Here is a 20455-nt window from a genome sequence, read left to right as displayed (position 1 = left end):
ACGTGGGTCGGCGAACGCGCGCAGCGTCTCGCGCGCGATGATCAGCTTCTGGACCTCGGTCGCGCCTTCGTAGATGCGCAGCGCGCGAATCTCGCGGTATAGCCGTTCCACCCGCGTGCCAACCTTGACGCCGAGCCCGCCGAAGATCTGCACCGCGCGGTCGATGACCTGCTGCGCGTTCTCGGTCGCGACCATCTTGGCCATCGCGGCCTCGCGCGACGTGCGCACCTGCCGCACGTCGCGCAGCCACGCCGCGCGATAGGTGAGCAGCGCCGCCGCATCGATCGCGGTGGCCATCTCGCCGATGGCAGCCTGCGTCAGCTGCAGGTCGGCCAGCTTGCCGCCGAACATCTCGCGCGATGTCGCGCGCGCCAGCCCATCGTCGAGCGCTGCACGCCCGAAGCCCAGCGCGGCGGCGGCCACCGACGCGCGGAAGATATCGAGCGTCATCATCGCGACCTTGAACCCCTGCCCCGCCTCGCCGAGCCGCTGCGAGACGGGCACGCGGCACCGGTCGAACCGCAGCGTGGCAAGCGGATGCGGCGCGATCACCTCGATGCGTTCGGCGATCGTCAGTCCCGGCGTATCGGCGTCGACGACAAAGGCCGTGATGCCGCGCGCGCCCGGCGCTTCACCGGTACGCGCGAACACGCAGTAGAAGTCGGCAATCCCACCGTTGGAGATCCACGTCTTGGCGCCGTCGAGCACATAGTGGCTGCCGTCGGCCGACAGCGTGGCCTGACACCGCATGGCGGCCACATCGGAACCCGCATCGGGCTCGGACAGCGCAAACGCGGCGATGGCCTCCCCGCGCGCGACGCGTGGCAGATAGCGCGCGCGCAGCGCGTCGTCGCCCGCAAGCGTGATCGCCCCCGAGCCCAGACCCTGCATCGCAAATGCGAAATCGGCAAGCCCGTCGTGCCGCGCGAGCGTTTCGCGAACGATGCACAGCGCGCGCGAATCGAGCGCGGGCAGCGCGCCGCCGTGCGCGGCGGGTACACAGTAGCGCAGCCATCCCGCTTCCCCGAGCGCGCGCACGAGCGCGCGACAGGCACGATCGGTGTCCGCATGATCGATATCCCGCAGCGCGCGCTCGCACCATGCATCGAGGTCACGCTCGAGCGCGCGGTGGGCGTCGTCGAGAAACGGCAGGTCGAGATAGGTTCGGTCAGCCATCGATGCGCCTCGGTGGGTCAATCGCCTTCGAACACGGGCTGCCGCTTCGCGACGAATGCATCGTAGGCGCGCCGGAAGTCGCGCGTCTGCATGCAGATGGCCTGCGCTTCGGCCTCCGCTTCGATGGCTTCGTCGAGTCCCATGTTCCATTCCTGATGGAGCAGCTTCTTGGTGACGCCATGCGCGAAGGTCGGGCCGGACGCGATTTGCGCGGCCAGCGTGCAGGCGGCCTCCTGCAGCGTATCGGGCGTGTGCTGCGCATTGAAGAAGCCCCATGCCAGGCCCTCTTCCGCCGACATCGATCGGCCCGTGTAGAGCAACTCGCCCGCGCGTCCCTGCCCGATCACGCGGGGCAGCAGCGAGCAGGCGCCCATGTCCGCGCCGGCCAGGCCGACACGCACGAACAGGAATGCGGTCCTGGCCCGCGCCGTGCCGAGGCGCAGGTCCGATGCGAGCGCCATCATCGCGCCGGCGCCCGCGCAGACGCCATCGACCGCGGCGATCACCGGTTGCGGGCAGGCACGCATGGCCTTGACGAGGTCGCCCGTCATGCGCGTGAAGTCGAGCAACTCGGGCATCGTCATGCGCGTGAGCGGGCCGATGATCTCGTGCACGTCGCCGCCCGAGCAGAAGTTGCCGCCCGCGCCGGTCACCACCACGGCCTTGATATCGCGCGCGTAGGCCAGCGCGCGGAACAGGTCGCGCAATTCCGCGTAGGCGTCGAACGTGAGCGGGTTCTTGCGCTCGGGGCGGTTCAGCGTGATCGTGCCGATCTTGCCGTCGGGGGACGCGGACCACAGGAAGTGGGTGGCGCGATAGGCGGCGAGGTCGCGCTTGTGATGGTGCATCGGGGGATCCGTGTCCGCTTTCGCGAGGGATGGGAGGTCGCTCATGTCGGGTCTCGCTCGTTTGTTCGAATGTTCAGCCGCTCATCACTTCGCCCCCGGCCACCGGAATGGCCTGCCCCGTGATCGCGGCGGCGGCGGGCTGGCATAGCCACGCGACGGCGTCGGCGACTTCCTCGGGCTGCACGAGGCGCCGCTGCGGATTGCGGGCGGCGAGCTCGGCGCGTGCCTGGGTTTCCGTACGGCCAGTCTTGCCGACGATATTGGCCACGGCATCGCGCACGATGTCGGTGTCCGTATAGCCGGGGCAGACCGCGTTGACGGTCACCCCTTTCGTGGCCAGTTCGAGCGCGAGCGCGCGGGTCAGGCCGATCACGCCATGCTTGGCCGCGCAGTACGCGCTGACGTAGCTGTAGCCGACGAGGCCGGCAGTGCTCGCCACGTTGACGATGCGGCCCCAGCCGGCTTCGAGCATGGCGGGCAGCGCGGCCTGCGTGCAGACGAAGGTGCCGGTGAGGTTGACGTCGAGCATGCGGCGCCAGGTGTCGAGGCCGGTCTTGCCGAATGGCGCGCTGGCGGCCTGCCCGGCGTTGTTGACGAGCAATTGCACGGGGCCCGCCTGCCGCGCGGCGTGCGCCATCGCCGTGGCGATGCTGTCGGCATCGGTCACGTCGGCCGTCACCGTATGCACGCGGCCACCGGTGTCGGCGCGCAATGCGTGTGCGGTCGCCTCGAGCGTGGCCGCCGCGCTCGCATTGCGGCCGAGCAGCGTGACGACCGCGCCATCGGCCAGCAACCGCCGCGCAATCGCGGCACCGATCCCGCGACTGCCGCCGGTGACGAGGGCGTGGCGGCCGGCCAGAGTGGAAGCTTCCCTCGGCGAGTTCATCGTCACGCTCAATGACCCGGCGTGGGCGCCGACGCCCGCGCGAGGTTGGTTTCCAGCTGCTGCTTGCCGGCCAGATACTGCCGGGGCCACGCGACGTCGCGCACGCCGGCGCGGGCCGCTTCGTGCAGCGTCCACGCGGGATCGGCGAGGTGCGGCCGCGCGATCGCGCACAGGTCCGCGCGGCCCGCCGCGATGATGCCGTTCACGTGATCGGCCTCGAAGATCGCCCCGACCGCGATCGTCGGGATGCCCGCCTCGTTGCGAATCCGGTCCGCGAACGGTGTCTGGTACATGCGCCCATACACGGGCGCCTGATCCGGACTCACCTGCCCCGAAGAGCAGTCGATCATGTCCGCCCCCGCAAGCCGAAACGCGCGCGCGATCTCCACCGCATCGTCGGCCGTCATACCGCCCTCCACCCAGTCGTGCGCGGAGATCCGCACCGACATCGGCCGCGCCTCGGGCCACACGGCCCGCACCGCGGCAAATACCTCGAGCGGATACCGCAACCGGTTGGCCAGCGATCCACCGTACGAATCGTCGCGCCGGTTCGTCAGCGGCGAGATAAAGCTCGACAGCAGGTACCCGTGCGCGCAATGCAGCTCGAGCCAGTCGAATCCCGCCTCCGCCGCGCGCCGCGCACTGGCCACGAAGTCGTCCCGCACGCGGTCCATGTCCGCGCGCGTCATCGCACGCGGCGTCTGCGAGATGCCCGGCAGATATGGCAGTGCCGAGGCCGATATCAACGGCCAGTTGCCATCCGCCAGCGGATGGTCCATGCGTTCCCACCCCACCTGCGTGGATCCCTTGCGCCCCGCGTGCCCCAGCTGGATCGCCATGCGCGCGTCGCTACCGCCATGCACGAAATCCACGATCCGTCGCCATGCATCGCGCTGCGCGTCGTTCCACAAACCCGGACACCCGGGCGTGATGCGCGCATCGGGCGACACGCATGTCATCTCCGCCATGACCATCGCGGCACCGCCGAGCGCGCGGGCGCCGAGGTGCACGAGGTGGAAATCGCCGGGCACCCCATCCACGGCCGAATACATCGCCATCGGGCTCACCACCACACGGTTCTTCAGCGTCACCCCGCGCACGCGATACGGCGTGAACATCGGCGGCACGCGGCCGTCCACCCCCGCGCGGCCCGCGAGCCACTGCTCGTAGCCGCCGACGTAGGCGGCATCGCGCACGCGCAGGTTCTCGTGCGAAATGCGCTGCGAACGCGTCAGCAGCGAGTAGGCGAACTGCTCGGGCGCCAGCCCCGCGTAGCGTTCGACGTTCTCGAACCATTCGGTGGAGTTGCGCGCGGCGTTCTGGATCTTGAGCACCTCGACACCGCGCGTGGCCTCATGGCGCGCGAGCGCCGCGGCAAGTCCCGTCACGTCACCGCCCTCGCGCGCGATCTCGGCCGCAAGGTCGATGGCATCTTCGAGCGCGAGCTTGGTACCGGACCCGATCGAGAAATGCGCGGAATGGGCGGCATCGCCCATCAGGACCACCGGCACACGACGGCCGTCGTCGAACGTATGCCAGTGCACCCAGCGCTTGCAGATCACGCGCGGAAAGCGGATCCAGTTGGCGGAGCCGCGCAGATGCGTGGCGTTGCTGATGAGACGATGCCCGTCAAGGTAGCGCGCGAACAGACGCTCGCAGTACGCCACGCCCTCCTCCTGACTCATGCGGTCGATGCCTGCCGCCTGCCAGACCGCCTCGGGTGCCTCGACGATAAACGTCGAGGTGTCGTCGTCGAAGCGATAGGCGTGGGCCTGAAACCAGCCGTGTTCGGTACGTTCGAACGCGAACGTGAACGCGTCGAAGCGCTTGTGCGTGCCAAGCCAGACGAAGCGGCACCGGCGCGTATCGATATCGGGCGCGAACGTTTCGGCATAACGCGCGCGGATGCGGCTGTTGATACCGTCGGCGGCAATCACGATGTCCGCGCCGTACTGCCTGGCCAGCGCCTGGTCGTCGGCGACGTCGGTTTCGAACACCAGCCGCACGCCAAGCGCCTCGCAGCGCCCCTGCAGGATATTGAGCAGCTTCCTGCGGCCGATACCGATAAAGCCGTGGCCGCCGGAGCGGATCGTGCGGCCCGCGATATGGATATCGATATCGTCCCAGTGGTTGAGCGCGGCATCGATATCGCGCGCGCTGGCGGCATCGGCCTGCCGGAGGTTGTCCACCGTGGCATCGGAGAACACGACGCCCCAGCCAAACGTGTCGTACGGGCGGTTGCGCTCAACCACCACCACCTCGTTGGCGGGGTTCCGCAGTTTCATCAGCAGCCCGAAATACAGGCCGGCCGGGCCACCGCCGATGCACAGCACGCGCATTGCTCCGCCTCCTGCCGCTGTTTTTTATTAGGGTTAAATAGTTGATGTCTAAAATATTAGGACAGGGTTCGGCGCGTGGCAAGGGGGATCTCCCCCTGCCCCCCCCCAGCGGCGTTACTCTGCCATCGCCGCCTTGATCTGCTCCAGCGCCGTCGGATCCTCGATCGTCGTCAGATCGCCGGGGTCGCGCCCTTCGGCCACCGCCTGGATCGCGCGCCGCAGCAGCTTGCCCGAGCGCGTTTTCGGCAGCGCATTCACGAAATACACGCGCGACGGCCGTGCGACGGCACCGAGCTGCTGGTCTACGGTCTTCATCAGTTCGCCCTCGAGCGCCATCCGGTCCGCGGTCGTTGCCGTGCGGCCGGCATCGCGCGCGATGCAGAAGCCCATCGCCACCTGCCCCTTGAGCGCGTCCTGCACGCCCACCACCGCCACCTCGGCCACGCCCGCGTGCGAGGACAGGCTCTCCTCGATCTCGCGCGTGCCGAGCCGGTGCCCGGCCACGTTGATCACGTCGTCGGTCCGGCCAAGGATGAACACATAGCCATCCTCGTCCCGCACACCCCAGTCGAACGTGGAATAGCAGCGGCGATTGGGCACCGCGGTCCAGTACGTGCGCACGAAGCGGTCGTCATCGCCCCATAGCGTGCTCATGCATCCCGGCGGCAACGGATAGTCGATCGCCACCACGCCCTTCTGCCCCGGCGGGCACTCCTCGCCGGTGGTCTCGTCGACGATGCGCAGGTCATATCCATAGGCCGGCACCCCGGGCGAACCGAGCTTGGCGGGCAGCGCCTCCACCCCGCGCTGGATCGCGATGATCGGCCACCCCGATTCGGTCTGCCAGTAGTTGTCCACCACGGGCTTGCCGATGCCATCCTGAATCCACCGGGCGGTCGGCTCGTCGAGCGGCTCGCCGGCCAGAAAGAGCAGCCGCAGGCTCGACAGGTCGTACTTGCGCAGCAGCGCCGGGTCCTGCTTCTTGAGCACGCGGATCGCGGTCGGCGCGGTGAACAGCATGTTCACGCCGTACTGCTCCACGAGCTTCCACAGAATGCCGCCATCGGGCCGGATCGGGGTGCCCTCGTACATGACCGTGCTCATGCCCGCGAGCAGCGGCGCATAGACGATATAGCTGTGGCCGACCACCCAGCCAACGTCGGACGCCGTGAACATCGTGTCGCCAGGCTTCCCGCAGAAGATGTATTCCATCGACGTCGCGAGCGCCACCGCATAGCCGCCGGTATCGCGCTGCACACCCTTGGGCTTGCCCGTGGTGCCCGAGGTGTAGAGCACATACGACGGCTCGCTGGATTCGAGCCAGACACACGGCACCTCGGTGCCGGCCACACGTTCGCGCCAGCCTGCGTAGTCCTCGTCGCGGCCCGCCTCGCGCGGCATGTCCGCCAGCTTGCGATCCACGAGCAGCACCTTTTCGGGCTTGTGCGATGCCAGCCGAATGGCCTCGTCCAGCAACGGCTTGTAGGGCACGACCTTGCCCGCGCGCGAGCCCGCGTCGGCACTGACGATCACGGCCGGCCGCGCATCGTCGATGCGTGCGGCCAGGCTGACCGAGGCAAACCCGCCGAACACGACCGAATGGATCGCGCCGATGCGCGTGCAGGCGAGCATCGCAAAGAGCGCCTCGGGAATCATCGGCATATAGACGAGCACGCGATCGCCCTTGTGCACACCGAGCGCCTGAAGTATCGCGGCCATGCGCTGCACCTCGTCGTGCAGCTGCGCGTACGTGTAGACACGCTCGTCGCCGGTCTCCGTCGATACGTAGACCAGCGCGCGCGACTGCGCCCGCTCGGGCAGGTGCCGGTCGATCGCGTTGTGGCAGATATTGGTGCGCCCGCCGACGAACCAGCGCGCGAACGGCGCGCGGCTGTCGTCGAGCACGCGCTCGAACGGTGTTTCCCACTCGATACGCGCCGCCTGCTCGGCCCAGAACCCCTGGGGGTCGGCGAGCGACCGCGCGTGCATGGCACGGCTTGCCGTCATGATGTCGTCTCCTCCTGCGTTGCCTGCAAATCCTGCCGGCACGTGCCTGCCAACGCCCGAGGGATGGCGGGCCGGCCGGCTACTTGTTCGGTGTGACCGGGGCGCCAGGGGTATTCAGGGCACTCGCGCCGTCCCGCACGCAGGGTGCGGGCAACGTCTTGAGCCTGGCGCGTATCGCGCGCATTCGTGTCGGAGAATCTACCATGACTGCATCCACGCCGAGACGCATCGCCTCGCAATATCCGGCCTCGTCGTTTACCCCGAAGGCGACCAGATTCACCGCGCTGCGCGAACGGTAGCAGGCAACGGTCCGCGCATTCCAGAACGCCGCGTTCGTCGTCGTCTCGCCCTTGCCGAGCGTGAACGTCTCGGTGACCGTGACCTTGCGCCGCAACTCGAACCCGGCCCAGGTGCCGTTGCCCGGCGCATCGCAGCGCCCGCCCAGCGTCATATCGACGAGCCGCTGCCGCGTGGCGTCGCGCGACTCGAACAGGCGTGCCCTGGGATACGACCCGAACGTGCGCTGATAGTCGGCTTCCGTCGAGTAGATGAGCACCCGCCCCCAGGCGCGCTCCGCATCGAGCACCTTGGCCACGGCCACCGTCTGCGCGGCGGCCGGCAGCGCCTTCATGTCGAGCACCACGGGCACCGCGTCGGGAATGCGCTGCAAGGCCTCGCGCAGCGACGGGATGCGGACCGGACGCGTGCGATAGGGATAGATGGGGGGCTGTGTGGCAACGGGGCCCGTGAAGTTCCAGCCGGCGTTCAGCTGCTGCAGCTGCGCGAACGTCATGCCGGCCACGGGGCCCTTGCCCTCGGTCAGGCTGGACAGGTCGGCGGGACGGTAGAGCACGGGCACATCGTCCGCGCTCAGCTGCACCGTGAGCCAGATCATGTCGGAGCCATTGGCCAGCGCGGTCTCGATGGCCAGGAGCGTGTTCTCGGGCCGGTCCTGCGTGCCGCCGCGGTGGGCGACGAGCCGGGGGAAGCTTGGTGGGGCCGGGGGACTCGCGTTGGCAGAAGTGTCGGGGGACACGGACGTCTTGCCGGACGGCGCCGGAGATCCCGCTGCAGTCGAAGGCGCGGTGGAAGGCACCGCTGCCGGCAGCACCACGGTGGGCGAACAGGACGCCGCCATCGTGACACTCGTGGACATCAGCAACAACGTGGTGAAACGCCTGCGCGACATGGTTGACTCCGTTGACGAGGTCTTCGTCAGAGTGCAACCCCGTGCGGCGGTGCCCGGTTTCGCCCCGGCGCGCCGCACTTGCTTGATCCCAATCAAGCGCGGCGCATATCGCGCAGCTTTTCAGATCGTCGTTCGCCGAAATTCAATGCGCGCGCTTGCTCGCGCTCGCCTTCGGCGCGGGCTTGGCCGGCGCGGGCGCGGCCGCTTTGGTCGCGCCCGATTTGGCGCTGCCGGTCGGCTTGGCCGACTTGCGCGCGGCGGGTTCCGCGGCGACGCGGCGCACGGGCTCGGCGCGCGCCTTGCCATGGGCCTGCACCTCGTGCGCGGCGCGCGCGGAGCGGCCCTTTGCCGCCGGTGCATCGACGCGCGGGGGCGGATCGGGCTCGGCCGCCGCGCGCGCGGCCACCGACGGCCGCACCATCAGCACGAGGCTCTGCCCCGATACGAGCTTGCTGCCGGACAGCTTGTTCCACGACTGCACCTGGCGCACCGACACGCCGTACCGGCGCGCGACGCTGGACACGGTATCGCGGCGTCCCGCCTTGACGACGATGCGCTGCGCGTCGGGCACATCCGGTTCCACGAGCATCATCGCGGACTCCGCCAGCGTGGCGCTGATGTCCTGATCGTGCGGGCCCGTGCGCGGAATCATCACGGTCGAGCCGGCCTTCAGGCGCATGCCCTTCGGAATCCGGTTGATCTCGCGCAGCGTGTCGGCATCCACGTTGAGCCGCGCGGCCAGCGATTCGACGCGCTCGCGGCTGTCCACGGTCACCGCGGTCCAGCTGGAGAGGCCGCCCCGGTACGTATTGAGGTTGTACTGGAAGCGTTCCGCGTTATCGAACGGCAGCAGGATCTGCGGATTTGCCGCGCCAAGGATCACGGGCTTGTTGAACGACGGGTTCAGCGCCTTGAATTCCTCGATCGGCATGTTCGCGAGCTTGGCCGCCAGCGCCACGTCGATATCGCGCGACGTGGTCACCGTGACGAAGTACGGATGGTCCGGGATATCGGGCAGCTTCACGCCGTACGCGGCCGGGTTGGCGATGATGTTCTTCACCGCCTGCAGCTTCGGCACGTAGTAGCGCGTCTCGTTCGGCATCGTCAGGCTGGCGTAGTCCGTGGGCAGGCCGCGCGCCTGGTTGCGCGCGATCGCGCGCGAGACCGCGCCCTCGCCCCAGTTGTACGCCGCCAGCGCAAGGTGCCAGTCGCCGAACATGTCGTAGAGCCGCCCGAGGTAGTCGAGCGCCGCGTCCGTGGACGCGAGCACGTCGCGCCGCTCGTCGCGGAACATGTTCTGCTTGAGGTTGTACGTCTTGCCCGTGCTCGGGATGAACTGCCACATGCCGGCCGCCTTGGCCGTGGACTCCGCCTGCGGATTGAACGCGCTTTCGACGAACGGCAGCAGAGCAAGCTCGGTCGGCATCTTGCGCCGCTCGAGCTCCTCGACGATGTGGTACAGGTACCGGCTGGACCGGCCGACCATGCGCTCCATGTACTCGGGCCGCGCCGCATACCATTGCGTGCGATCGTCAACGAGCGTGCCTTCGAGGTCCTGCATCGCGAAGCCACGGCGGATGCGGTCCCAGATATCGGTCGACGGGCCGCGCATCCAGTCCACGCTGACCTCATCGACATTGATCACGGTGCTGCTCGACAGGCTGCCCGCGGTGCCGGTGCTGTTGAGCGTGTTGAGCGGATCCTTCTTGCTGCTGTCCACCAGGGCGGTCGAAGCGCCGGCGCTGCTGCCGGTGGGCGGGGTCGGTGTGCTGGCGCAGGCTGCTAACAGCGCGGCACATGCAAAAACCGCCAGAAGACGACCAAATTTCATTAAGTTCTCGGAAAGTGACGCCAAAAAGTTTGCATGATGCTATGGAAATGACGGGGACGCGTCAATGAGATTTTCCCCATCGACGCCCGCCAGACCCCGTTTTTTGCTGGCCGCCGCTTAGCGGAAGCTGTCCTTCCAGGCCCGCAACGCGCCAAACGCGGACGCGTCATCGGCGGTCTGGCCGCCCTGCGCCTGCACGGCCTGCCGCACCGACGCCTCGCGCGATCGCAGGAACGGATTGACCGCGCGCTCGTGCGCCACGGTCGTCGGCAGCGTCGGCTGCCCCGCCTCGCGCAGCGCCTCCACGCGATCGGACCACGCGGCCAGCGCGGCGTTGCCCGGTTCCACGGCGCGCGCGAACTTCACGTTGCTGCGCGTGTATTCGTGCGCGCAATAAACGCGCGTGTCGCCCGGCAGCGCGGCGAACTTGTCCAGCGAGTCCAGCATCTGGGCCGGCGTGCCCTCGAACAGCCGCCCGCAGCCGCTCGCGAACATCGTGTCGCCGCAGAACAGCGCGGGGCCGTCCGCCTCGCCGACGTACGCGACGTGGCCGGCCGTGTGGCCCGGCACGTCGAGCACGCGCAGCGTCAGCGCCGGATGCCGCAATGCGACGGTATCGCCTTCCCGCACCGCCTGCGTGCGGCCGCCGATGCGTTCGCCGGCCGGGCCGACCACGGGAACGGGGGCGCCATCGGGACCGTCCGGATGCGCGGCCAGAAGGTCCGCGACCCCGCCCTGGTGATCCCCATGGTGATGGGTGATTACAATAGCGCCCAGGGCCAGGCCCCGATCCGCGAGAAATCGCTCGACGGGCGCGGCTTCACCCGGGTCCACGATCGCGGCGCTATGCCCATCGTGGATCGCCCAGATATAGTTGTCCTGGAATGCGGGGATTGGCTCCACCTTCAACATGTGTGCTCCTTATGTCCAACCGTCCGATTATAAATTGGGAAGATTGGCTGGCCTCGCCTCCCGGGCAGTACATGCTCGACTGGGAAAGCCGGCAGTATGACCGGACCGTGGCGGACATCTTCGGCTACCACGCGGTCCAGATGGGCCTGCCGGCGATCGACACGCTCCGCGAGAACCGCATGCCGTTCTCCGCGCTCGCGCTCGACGGCCGCGCGGGGCCGCACGGCCCGCGCGAGGGTCATATCGACGCGCGCCAGCTATTGTGCCGCTTCGACGAATTGCCGTTCGATACCCAGAGTATCGACCTGATGACGCTGCCGCACATCCTCGAGTTCTCGGAAGACCCGCACGAAGTGCTGCGCGAGGTATCGCGGGTGCTGATGCCCGAGGGCCGCGTGGTGGTCACCTGCTTCAATCCGATGAGCCTGTGGGGCGCGCGGCAGGGCCTGAACCGGCTCGGCGCGTCGCCCTTCCTGCCCAGCGATGCCCAGACGATCGGCTTCGTCCGGATCAAGGACTGGCTCAAGCTGCTCGGCTTCGATATCATCCGCGGCCGCTTCGGCTGTTACTGCCCGCCCTACCGGACCGACCGCTGGCTCCAGCGCATGGCCTTCCTCGAGAAGGCCGGCGACCGCTGGTGGCCGATCTTCGGCTCGGTCTACATGATCTCGGCCGTCAAGCGCGTGCGCAATATCCGGCTGGTGGGCCCGGCCTGGAAGACCTCCAAGCCCGCGCTGGCGCCCGTCTCCGCGCCCGTGGCCACGCCCACCGGCACCCATGGCAAGACCCCCGGCGAGGACCGCTGATCGCGGCGTCCGCGTCTTATTCGAGAATTCATGCAAGAAGTCACGATCTATTCAGATGGCGCCTGCAAGGGCAACCCCGGCCCCGGCGGCTGGGGCGCCGTGCTCGTTGCCGGCGGCAACGAAAAGGAACTGTTTGGCGGTGAAAACCCGACCACGAACAACCGCATGGAGCTCACCGCGGTCATCGAGGCGCTGCGCGCGCTCAAGCGGCCGTGCGTGGTCAAGGTCTATACCGATTCGCAGTACGTGCAGAAAGGCATCAGCGAGTGGATCCGCGGCTGGAAGGCGCGCGGCTGGCTGACCGCCGAGAAGAAACCGGTCAAGAATGCCGACCTCTGGCAGCAGCTGGACGAGCTCGTGCAGCCGCACGAGATCAGCTGGCACTGGGTCCGGGGCCACAACGGCCACCCGGGCAACGAACGCGCGGACGCGCTCGCCAATCGCGGCGTGGCGTCCATCGGCAGCTGACCCATCCAGTAGAATGCCGCCCATGCGACAGATCATTCTCGATACCGAAACCACCGGCCTCAATGCCAACGCCGGCGACCGCCTGATCGAAATCGGCTGCGTCGAAATGGTCAACCGGCGCCTGACGGGGCGCCGCCTGCACTACTACGTGCACCCGGAACGCGATATTCCGGAGGAAGCGATCGCCGTGCACGGCATCACGCTCGAGTCCCTGATCGGAAAGCCGAAATTCGCCGAGATCGCGCACGAGATTCGCGAGTTCGTGCAGGACGCCGAGCTGATCATCCACAACGCCGCATTCGATATGGGCTTCCTGGAAATGGAATTCCAGCTGGCGGGCCTGCCGTCGTTCCGCCAGTGCGTGGGCGGCGTGGTGGACACGCTGCGCGAAGCGCGCCAGATGTTCCCCGGCAAGCGGAACTCGCTCGATGCGCTGTGCGACCGGCTCGGCGTGAGCAATGCGCACCGCACGCTGCACGGCGCATTGCTCGATGCGGAACTGCTGGCCGAGGTCTACCTGGCCATGACGCGCGGCCAGAACTCGCTGGTCATCGACATGATCGACACGAACGCGGGCGCAGGCGTGGCGGCTTCCACGGCCGACCTCTCCGTGCTGACGCTGCCGGTCCTGCTGGCTACCGACGACGAGCTCACCGCGCATGCGTCGGTGCTGAAGGAACTGGACAAGGCCAGCGGCGGCAAGACCGTGTGGAAAGACATGCCCGGCGAAATGGGCGCACCAATGACCGCACCTGCCTCGGTGCAGTGACAGATTCGAGTAAAAAAGTTCGAAAAAGGGCTTTACAAGATACTGTCCGGTCTGCATAATCTCGTTTCTTCGCAGCACGCACAGCGGTCAAACGCAGCGCCGCGGCGAACGACCCGGGGAAACCCAACCGGTCTGCAACCAGTCTTGCAGCATCCGATTGGGCGGTTAGCTCAGTGGTAGAGCACTGCCTTCACACGGCAGGGGTCGCAGGTTCGAACCCTGCACCGCCCACCAGAATTCGATAAAAAAGCCAGCCTCGCGCTGGCTTTTTTGCGTTCGTACCCGAAGCTTGCCGCAGCGCACGAGATCAAGGCGCGTCGCCGGGGCGGTTCCACAGCATCTCCCCCAGAGGCCTCCGTTCGCGCCAGCCGATCTGTTCCAGCATCGGGGCATCGTAGAACGATGGCACCGGCCCCAGGCACAGCAGGCCGAGGGGTCTTGCGCCTTCGGGGAGTTGCAGCGCCCGCGCGAGGGCCTCGGGGTCGAACATCGAGACCCAGCCGAGGCCGAGGTTTTCGGCGCGGGCGGCGAGCCAGAGGTTCTGGACCGCGCAGGATGCGGAAGCGAGCGCCATGTCTTGTGGCATGGTGCGGCGGCCGAAGATCGTGCCGTCGTCGGGCGGCAGTACGATGGCGAGCAGTTCCGCGCAGTCGCGGATGCCCTCCACCTTGATCCGCAGGAATTCGGCCTCGCGTTCGCCAAGCGCCTGTGCAGTGGCGAGGCGTTCCGCCTCCACGATCGGCAGCAGGCGTTCGCGCCATGCGGCGGTGCTTAGCCGCATAAAGCGCCAGGGCTGCATCAGGCCGACCGAGGGTGCCTGGTTCGCGGCGTGAAGCAGGCGTTCCAGCTGCGCGTCGGGCAGCCGCGGGCCCGGCGTGAAATGGCGGCAGTCGCGTCGTGCCGCGATGATCCGATACAGCGCGTCGCGCTCGGATTCGTTGAATGCGCCGCCCGGCGGTCCTGCTTCAGATGACAACACCTTCTCCTACGTAGCGTCCGACATCGACCTCGTCGATCTGCTCGGGCGCCATGAAACGTTCCGCATACTGCCGGTACACGCCCGACGTCATGAACAGGTCGAACAGTTCCGGATCGATATGCTGCTTCAGCTTGAGCTGGTACAGGATCTCCACGGACGCGGACAGCGACTTCGGCCGCTTGTAGGGCCGGTCCACCGCCGTCAGCGCCTCGAAGATATCGGCAATCGCCATCATGCGAGCGAGCGGGCTCATTTCCTCGCGGCGCAGGCCGCGCGGATATCCCGTGCCATCCATCTTCTCGTGATGGCCGCCCGCGATCTCCGGGACCTGCCGCAGATGCTTGGGAAACGGCAGCCGCGACAGCATGATCTGCGTCTGGACGATATGGTCCTCGATCTTGAACCGCTCCTCCTCGCTCAGCGTGCCGCGCGAGACCAGCAGATTGTGCAGTTCGCCGCGATCATACAGGTTGGCCGGCGTATCGAGGCGGAAGCCCCACGGGTTGTCGCGCGGAATCACGTCGCGCGGGCCGCGCTCGATGATATGGTCGGGACGATCCGCAAGCAGCGGCTCCACGACCGGCAACGGCGCGGGCGGCGTACGCCCCTTGCGCGCGCGTTCCTCGTAGGAGACGCCGAGCCGGTCGTCGAGCGTGCGCAGCCACGTGCGCGCGCCGATCGCGCGCAGGCGGTCCCGGTCCGCCTCTTCCATTTTCTCGACCCCGAGATTGCACGCCGCGACGAATGCAAAATCGTCGTCGAGTTCGCGCAGCAAGGCATCGCGGCGCTCGCGCGCGGACCGCGCGTCGTCGCCGGCCGCCACGCCGCGCAGATACGCGATCTCCGCATCGCGCTTGAGCACCTCGAAGCGCATGCGCACCTCGTGGATGCGGTCGTACAGCGTCTCCAGCTTGGTCGCCTTGTCGATGACGTACTCGGGCGTCGTGACCTTGCCGCAGTCATGGAGCCACGCGGCCACGTGCAGGGCCTCCCATTGCGATTCGTCGAGCGCGAACGTGCCGTACGGCCCCTCGCGCGCATCGCAGGCCGCGCGCGCCAGCATCTTGGTGAGCTCCGGCACGCGCGCGCAGTGCCCGCCGGTGTGCGGGCTCTTGGCATCGATCGCACCCGCCAGCAGCTTGATGAACGCATCGAACAGATCGTGCTGGGCGCGCGTGAGCGCCTGGACCTCGAGCGCGCCCGCGCAGAGATTGGCCAGCGTGCTGACGAACGCGAGCTGCGCATCTTCCATCGGCGTGTCGCGGAAGATCAGGATCATGCCGAGCAGTTCCCGCTGATGGTTGATCAGCGGAATGGCCGCCGCATGGCAGGCGGCCGATGGCGTCAGGCCACCGAGCGCCGCTTCCTCCAGCACGTCCTGCGTGAGCCATTGCGCGTGCGCCGTGCCATCCCCCGCCGCGGTGCGGATCAGCGGCACGGTCCGCGCGAGCGTCGTGCGCGCGATGGTGCCGGCCACTTCGCGGCCTTCGCGATCGAACGCCACCTCCGCGCGCATGTCGGTGTCATCGACGAGATACAGCACGCCCGAGTGGCTGCCCGCGGCCGTCAGCATCTCGCGCAGCAGCTTGGGCAGCAGGTCTTCGAGGCGCGTCTCCGCGGACACGGTCTGCATGACGGACAGAAAGCGCTGGATCGTGCTGCGCATCTCGTTCATGCGAACGCCGAGCTCGTTGAGCTCGCGCACGCGCGAGCGGATAACGAAGGGCTGCACGAAATCGAAGCGCCGCGTGGCATCGGCCTCGCGCGCGAGCGACTGCAGCGGCCGGGCCACCGCGCGCGCCGCAAACCAGATCAGCGGCAGCGATAGCAGCAGGATGACGGCCGAAACGCCGATCTCGGTCAGCGCCTGCCGCATGGCCGCCTGCAGCAGTTCGTCCTGCGGAATCGCCGACAGCAGGTAGAGCGACTTGCCGCCGTTCGGCGTCAGCCGGTCGATGGTCGTGTACCACGACTCGCCGCCGGCGGAGAGCGTCTCCTGCAGGCCGGTGGCGGTGCCGAGCTGACCGACGCGCGCCACGAGCTGCGCCAGCACCGGCAGCGCGTAATCTCCGACCTCGCCCGGCGACGAGCCGCCGACGCTGTCGACCTTGCGGTCGATCGCGATCAACCTGCCCTGCTGGTCCACGAGCGCGAGCATCGACCGCGGCGTGGTCTTCTTGATGGCCAGCATCTGCCCAAGCGCATTGAGCCGGAAGTCACCGCCCACTACCGCGTTGCCGCCAACGGGCATGGCCAGCGAGGCGCCCGAGTCCTGATCGGAGAAGAACGTGTAGGGCTCGGTCCGGACCATCGCGCCTGCGGCCATGGCCGAGCGGTACCAGGGGCGCGTGCGCGGGTCGTAACGCTCGGCGAATTCGGGAATCGCGGCCGTGTGGATCACGGACAGGTCGTCGGCGAGAAAGAAGAGCTGACCGACACGGCGCGCGCCCTCCCCCGACCCAATCCGCTCGACACTGCGCACGACATAAGCGGCCTCGCGCGGCGCCTGGTACAGCGCGCGTTCCGCGTCATCGCGCAGCGGCCGCACGAAGAAGAACCCGCCGTCGCCATAGCCGACGTAGAGCGCCTGCAGCACCGGCGATGTCTCCAGCGCATCGCGCACGAGCGGCAGCCGGCCAAGGCGTTCGGCCACGGTCGTCGCCTCCGCGAGCGAGCTGTGCGCGATGAGCCGGACCGCGAGCTGGGCCGGCCCGAGCAGCGCTTCGACGTCGTCGAGCGTCTCGCGGCTCAGCCGGTGCCGCGCCTCCGAAGCCGAGGCCTCGAGCGCGGATTTGGTCATCAGGAAATTGATGCCGGAGGTCAGCGCGCAGACCAGCAGCACGAGCGAGCCGAACAGCGCCCACAGATAGACATGAAGCGGATAACTCCTATGTTTGTTCATCGCCATCTCCGGCATGAGACGCTGCCTGATTTTCTTGAAGTAACCGCCCTCGGGTTGCGTGAGTGTCGACTGCGGCTGTTGACTCGTCAAGCAGGCCTTCGCGCGCCATGCGAGACTAGCGGTTTATTCACTCGGGCCGCCGCTTCGGCAGATCTCCATGACAGATTCCACACGCACCGCCGGTGTGCATTTTTATCGCCCCGAAGCGGGCCATCGGCTCGCGCACGATCCGTTCAAGGCCATCGTGGCGCCGCGCATGATCGGCTGGATCTCCAGCCGCGACGCGGAGGGCCGCTTCAATCTGGCGCCGTACAGCTTCTTCGGCGCGTTCGCGGGCAATCCGCCCGTTATCGGATTCTCCAGCGAGGGCTACAAGGACTCCGTGCGCAATGTCGAGGCCACCGGGGAATTCGTCTGGAACATGGCGAGCCTGTCGCTGGCCGAGAAGATGAACGCGACCTCGGCCAGCGTGCCGAGCGACGTCGATGAGTTCGCGCTTGCGGGCCTGACGCCCGTGCCCGGCCAGGCCGTCGATGTGCCGCACGTGGCCGAGTCTCCCGCCGCGCTCGAATGCAAGGTCATGCAGGTGATCCGGCTGACCAATATCGACGGCGAGCCCATGTCCAACTGGCTCGTGCTCGGGCAGGTGGTCGGCGTGCATATCCGCGACGAATTCCTCACGGACGGCTTGTTCGATACGTTCCGCGCCCAGCCGATCATGCGCGCCGGCTATCGCGCCGAGTATGCACAGACCGGGGACAAGTTCGAGATGATTCGCCCGAAATAAGAAGACAGCGATCGTCAGCGCCGCCGCGCCGGTATAGCGTACGAGCTTTCCAATGGCCACGGAGTGGTGACCGGATGTGGGCGATCGATGTTGCCTGCGCGCACGCGCGCGCTTGGGCGGGGCGATATCCCGCGTCGGCGGGTCCCTTCGAGGTACGGCCCCCGCGGCTGCCTCGCGATGCGCTGCCCGTCTACGACGACGAACTTGGCTGCATGGTCGGTTACCTGCGCGCGCACGCGCGGCGCGTGCAGCTGATGAACCTCGATGGCGACGTCATTGCGGTATGGGCCTGCAATGCGTTCCTGCCCGAACCCGATATCGCCGACACGGTGCTGGTCACGGGCGGGCTCTGGACGCCGCGGGTCCGCGGCATGACGCCGCTGGGCACAATCGGCAGCGGCGCGCCGGTCGGGCCCGACGCGGTGGGCGCGCTGCGCCGGCACTTCATGGCCATGGCGCAGGAACCGCTGTTCTTTACCGAACCCGCCCTCGCCCGCATGCAGGACCGCGCGCACTTCGTGCCCGTGCATATCCTGCGGCTGGCGCTGCGGCATGGCGAACGGCTGCCGCCGCCGGCGGGACTGACCGGCGTGGCCCGATTCTCATCGCTGATGTGGCTGCGGCAGGTGCCGCATGTGCTGGACGTGATGACGAGCGCGGACGGCCTGACGGTGCTGCGCTTCGAATACTGGCACTACGCGGGGGATTGCATCGCGCTTGCGCCGGCCGCCTGATGGAGGGCCGGGCTGGCGTCATGAGGCGCCGTCACCTTATCCACCGCGGCCATCACGTCCTCGACCGTCGGCGGCGCGCCGCGATCGCCGATCGACAGCGACTGCCCTTCCGTATGGATGCCGAAATGCTGCCGGTCCGTGGCCGTGAACAGCATCACCGACGGCTTGCCAAGCGCATCGGCCAGGTGCACGAAGCCCGTGTCCATGCCCACGACGAGCGCGGCGGCATCGACGCGTTGCGCGACTTCGGTGATCGACATGCGCGGCAGCACTTCGGCGCCCGGAATCTGGGCGGCCAGCGCCTCCGATTCCTGACGCTCCTTGTCGGAGCCCCACGGCAGCTGGATGCGATAGCCGCGCGCGGTCAGGGCCTGCCCCACGCGGACCCAGCTGGCCTGCGGCCACTTCTTGATCTCGGCGGACGTCGCATGGAACAGCATGCAGCGCGGCACGCCGTCCGCATTGAGCGGCGTCGCGGGCGCCGGCACGCGCAGCGCGTTGGTCTCGCGCGGCTCGATCTCGTAACCCAGCGCGTTGGCCACGACCATGCGCATCTTGTGGCGGCACGTGGCGTCGCCATGCGGGCCGTAGATGTCGGTGTAGAAGACCTCGGCCTGCGGCTCGCCCAGAAATTCGGCGGCATAGCCGTAGCGGCGCGGCGCGCGCGCGAGCCGCGCGACGATCGCGCTCTTCATCACGCCGTGCACATCGACCACCGCGTCGTACTTCTCGCGCCGCAGCTGGCGGATGGCCTTGAGGATGCCGCCGAGGTTCTTCAGGCTGCGCTGCTTCTTGAAGCCGCGCAGCGGGGGCGAGATCACGCGATCGACCCCGACGGCCCAGCGGGGGATGTCCGCGCAGGATGCATCCGCGACCCAGTCGATCTTCGCTTCCGGATATGCGCGGCGCAGATCGGAGATCAGCGGCAGCGTGTGGACCATATCGCCAAGCGAGGTGATCTTGATGACGAGGATGCGCTTCATGCGGGGGCGGCGGCTGGAACCGGTGAAATTGGCGAAGCCGCTAGTATGCCTGAGCGCGCGCGCGCACTCGTCACCTCCAGCCTCTCTGGACTGGCAACGCTTACCGCCAGGCGGAGGCGTCCGGCACCACCGTGGCAAAGCGATCGTGCAGCGCCGCCAGCGTCACGCGGTGCAGCGCGGCGGCCGGCACCGGCTCGCCCCCGAGCGGATCGGGCAGATCGCGCGTGGCGCAGGCCGCGGCCACCACCGTGCAGCGGTAACCGTGGTCGAGCGCGGACCGCACGGTGGCGCTCACGCACATATGCGTCTGGAAGCCCGCGACGATCAGCTCCTTGCGGCCCAGCGCCTCCAGCCGCGCCGCGAGCTCGGTCCCGGCAAAGCTGTTGGGCAGATGCTTGACCACGGTCGCCTCGTCGCCCTGCGGCGTCAGGCCGTCGATGATCTGCGCGAAGCGGGTGCCGGGGTCGAACGCGCCACCGGCCTTGCCGTGATGGACGATATGCACGACGGGGGTGCCATGTTCGCGCGCGAGCGCGAGCAGTTCGGCACAGGCCGCGATGGCGGATGGCATGCCGACCAGCGGCAGCCGGCCATCGACGTACTCCTGCTGGTGGTCGACGACGACCAGCACGGCGTCCTGCCAGGCAGCGGGCTTGCGGCTCGCGCCGGCGGCGTCGAGCAGGGTGAAGGGAGCGGACATGGTAGACGGGTCCTTTCGTCAAAACGTCGATACTAATCCACTTCACGCGCGGCTTCACCGTTCCGTACGCATCACATCACGTACGGCTGAACACATCCATTTGGATTAGTCCGCGTTTACGTGGGTGCACATCTGCTAC

The 20455-nt window shown here is 68.1% G+C and carries 17 protein-coding genes, 1 tRNA gene and 1 pseudogene; 7 read left to right on the top strand and 12 right to left on the bottom strand.

The features are described 5' to 3' along the window. Positions 1-15 precede the first annotated feature (15 nt). The 7 genes and pseudogenes from FOB72_RS03385 to FOB72_RS03355 form a co-directional block, all read right to left on the bottom strand. A pseudogene (locus FOB72_RS03385) lies at positions 16-1176 on the bottom strand (acyl-CoA dehydrogenase family protein); the annotation flags it as partial. Between the two features lie 17 nt (positions 1177-1193). Beyond that, a complete protein-coding gene (locus FOB72_RS03380) occupies positions 1194-2069 on the bottom strand; it encodes an enoyl-CoA hydratase family protein (protein ID WP_411859809.1) in 876 nt (291 codons plus the stop codon). A gap of 28 nt (positions 2070-2097) precedes the next feature. Next, positions 2098-2910, bottom strand: a complete 813-nt coding sequence (locus FOB72_RS03375) for an SDR family NAD(P)-dependent oxidoreductase (RefSeq protein WP_150371232.1) — start codon at positions 2908-2910, stop codon at positions 2098-2100. Between the two features lie 8 nt (positions 2911-2918). Continuing rightward, entirely contained in the window at positions 2919-5249 is a 2331-nt protein-coding gene (locus tag FOB72_RS03370) for a bifunctional salicylyl-CoA 5-hydroxylase/oxidoreductase (protein ID WP_150371231.1), read from the bottom strand. A gap of 114 nt (positions 5250-5363) precedes the next feature. After that, the gene (locus FOB72_RS03365; RefSeq protein ID WP_150371230.1) at positions 5364-7256 is read right to left on the bottom strand and encodes a propionate--CoA ligase; all 1893 of its coding nucleotides are present in this window, start codon (positions 7254-7256) and stop codon (positions 5364-5366) included. Positions 7257-7335: 79 nt separating this feature from the next. After that, the gene (locus FOB72_RS03360) at positions 7336-8445 is read right to left on the bottom strand and encodes a glycerophosphodiester phosphodiesterase family protein (protein WP_223851403.1); all 1110 of its coding nucleotides are present in this window, start codon (positions 8443-8445) and stop codon (positions 7336-7338) included. Positions 8446-8587: 142 nt separating this feature from the next. Then, positions 8588-10165 (bottom strand): transglycosylase SLT domain-containing protein, encoded by a 1578-nt coding sequence (locus FOB72_RS03355; protein ID WP_223851402.1) that lies wholly within the window; start codon positions 10163-10165, stop codon positions 8588-8590. Between FOB72_RS03355 and FOB72_RS32390 the strand changes: the two genes are divergently transcribed. Further along, the gene (locus FOB72_RS32390; protein ID WP_223851401.1) at positions 10152-10313 is read left to right on the top strand and encodes a hypothetical protein; all 162 of its coding nucleotides are present in this window, start codon (positions 10152-10154) and stop codon (positions 10311-10313) included. The genes FOB72_RS03355 and FOB72_RS32390 overlap by 14 nt on opposite strands. 80 nt (positions 10314-10393) lie before the next feature. Here the strand turns inward: FOB72_RS32390 and gloB are convergent, their stop codons facing one another. Next, positions 10394-11188, bottom strand: a complete 795-nt coding sequence (gene gloB / locus FOB72_RS03350) for a hydroxyacylglutathione hydrolase (protein WP_150371228.1) — start codon at positions 11186-11188, stop codon at positions 10394-10396. An 11-nt stretch (positions 11189-11199) separates the two neighbouring features. Here gloB and FOB72_RS03345 point away from each other — a divergent pair, with 11 nt between their 5' ends. From FOB72_RS03345 to FOB72_RS03330, 4 genes are all read left to right on the top strand, one after another. Then, positions 11200-11994, top strand: a complete 795-nt coding sequence (locus FOB72_RS03345; protein WP_150371227.1) for a class I SAM-dependent methyltransferase — start codon at positions 11200-11202, stop codon at positions 11992-11994. Between the two features lie 30 nt (positions 11995-12024). Next, positions 12025-12462, top strand: a complete 438-nt coding sequence (gene rnhA, locus FOB72_RS03340; protein ID WP_150371226.1) for a ribonuclease HI — start codon at positions 12025-12027, stop codon at positions 12460-12462. Between the two features lie 22 nt (positions 12463-12484). Beyond that, positions 12485-13231 (top strand): DNA polymerase III subunit epsilon, encoded by a 747-nt coding sequence (dnaQ, locus tag FOB72_RS03335; protein ID WP_150371225.1) that lies wholly within the window; start codon positions 12485-12487, stop codon positions 13229-13231. Between the two features lie 159 nt (positions 13232-13390). Next, positions 13391-13465 (top strand) — tRNA-Val (locus tag FOB72_RS03330). A gap of 73 nt (positions 13466-13538) precedes the next feature. On the opposite strand, the gene bluB is transcribed toward FOB72_RS03330, so the two are convergent. Continuing rightward, positions 13539-14207, bottom strand: a complete 669-nt coding sequence (bluB, locus tag FOB72_RS03325; RefSeq protein ID WP_150371224.1) for a 5,6-dimethylbenzimidazole synthase — start codon at positions 14205-14207, stop codon at positions 13539-13541. Beyond that, positions 14197-17112 (bottom strand): HD domain-containing phosphohydrolase, encoded by a 2916-nt coding sequence (locus FOB72_RS03320; protein WP_223851400.1) that lies wholly within the window; start codon positions 17110-17112, stop codon positions 14197-14199. Before FOB72_RS03320 ends, bluB begins: the two co-directional genes overlap by 11 nt. Positions 17113-17269: 157 nt before the next feature. Between FOB72_RS03320 and FOB72_RS03315 the strand changes: the two genes are divergently transcribed. Continuing rightward, entirely contained in the window at positions 17270-17899 is a 630-nt protein-coding gene (locus tag FOB72_RS03315; RefSeq protein WP_150371223.1) for a flavin reductase family protein, read from the top strand. Between the two features lie 74 nt (positions 17900-17973). Next, positions 17974-18633 carry a hypothetical protein gene (locus FOB72_RS03310; RefSeq protein ID WP_150371222.1) on the top strand — a complete coding sequence of 220 codons (660 nt, stop codon included), beginning with the start codon at positions 17974-17976 and terminating at the stop codon, positions 18631-18633. On the opposite strand, the gene waaC is transcribed toward FOB72_RS03310, so the two are convergent. Together waaC and FOB72_RS03300 are read right to left on the bottom strand one after the other, a co-directional pair. Beyond that, positions 18594-19616 (bottom strand): lipopolysaccharide heptosyltransferase I, encoded by a 1023-nt coding sequence (gene waaC, locus FOB72_RS03305; RefSeq protein WP_150371221.1) that lies wholly within the window; start codon positions 19614-19616, stop codon positions 18594-18596. The two genes, FOB72_RS03310 and waaC, sit on opposite strands and share 40 nt — an antisense overlap. A 100-nt stretch (positions 19617-19716) precedes the next feature. After that, positions 19717-20316, bottom strand: a complete 600-nt coding sequence (locus FOB72_RS03300; protein ID WP_150371220.1) for a cysteine hydrolase family protein — start codon at positions 20314-20316, stop codon at positions 19717-19719. Between the last annotated feature and the right edge of the window lie 139 nt (positions 20317-20455).

This window comes from Cupriavidus pauculus (assembly GCF_008693385.1).
Classification (GTDB): domain Bacteria; phylum Pseudomonadota; class Gammaproteobacteria; order Burkholderiales; family Burkholderiaceae; genus Cupriavidus; species Cupriavidus pauculus_D.
This window is presented reverse-complemented; position numbering and strand designations above follow the sequence as displayed.

Coding starts and splice junctions, on each gene's coding strand:
- FOB72_RS03380 (WP_411859809.1), bottom strand. CDS start 2,069: ATGAGCGACCTCCCATCCCTCGCGAAAGCGGACACGGATCCCCCGATG.
- FOB72_RS03375 (WP_150371232.1), bottom strand. CDS start 2,910: ATGAACTCGCCGAGGGAAGCTTCCACTCTGGCCGGCCGCCACGCCCTC.
- FOB72_RS03370 (WP_150371231.1), bottom strand. CDS start 5,249: ATGCGCGTGCTGTGCATCGGCGGTGGCCCGGCCGGCCTGTATTTCGGG.
- FOB72_RS03365 (WP_150371230.1), bottom strand. CDS start 7,256: ATGACGGCAAGCCGTGCCATGCACGCGCGGTCGCTCGCCGACCCCCAG.
- FOB72_RS03360 (WP_223851403.1), bottom strand. CDS start 8,445: ATGTCGCGCAGGCGTTTCACCACGTTGTTGCTGATGTCCACGAGTGTC.
- gloB (WP_150371228.1), bottom strand. CDS start 11,188: ATGTTGAAGGTGGAGCCAATCCCCGCATTCCAGGACAACTATATCTGG.
- FOB72_RS03345 (WP_150371227.1), top strand. CDS start 11,200: ATGTCCAACCGTCCGATTATAAATTGGGAAGATTGGCTGGCCTCGCCT.
- rnhA (WP_150371226.1), top strand. CDS start 12,025: ATGCAAGAAGTCACGATCTATTCAGATGGCGCCTGCAAGGGCAACCCC.
- dnaQ (WP_150371225.1), top strand. CDS start 12,485: ATGCGACAGATCATTCTCGATACCGAAACCACCGGCCTCAATGCCAAC.
- FOB72_RS03320 (WP_223851400.1), bottom strand. CDS start 17,112: ATGAACAAACATAGGAGTTATCCGCTTCATGTCTATCTGTGGGCGCTG.
- FOB72_RS03315 (WP_150371223.1), top strand. CDS start 17,270: ATGACAGATTCCACACGCACCGCCGGTGTGCATTTTTATCGCCCCGAA.
- FOB72_RS03310 (WP_150371222.1), top strand. CDS start 17,974: ATGTGGGCGATCGATGTTGCCTGCGCGCACGCGCGCGCTTGGGCGGGG.
- waaC (WP_150371221.1), bottom strand. CDS start 19,616: ATGAAGCGCATCCTCGTCATCAAGATCACCTCGCTTGGCGATATGGTC.
- FOB72_RS03300 (WP_150371220.1), bottom strand. CDS start 20,316: ATGTCCGCTCCCTTCACCCTGCTCGACGCCGCCGGCGCGAGCCGCAAG.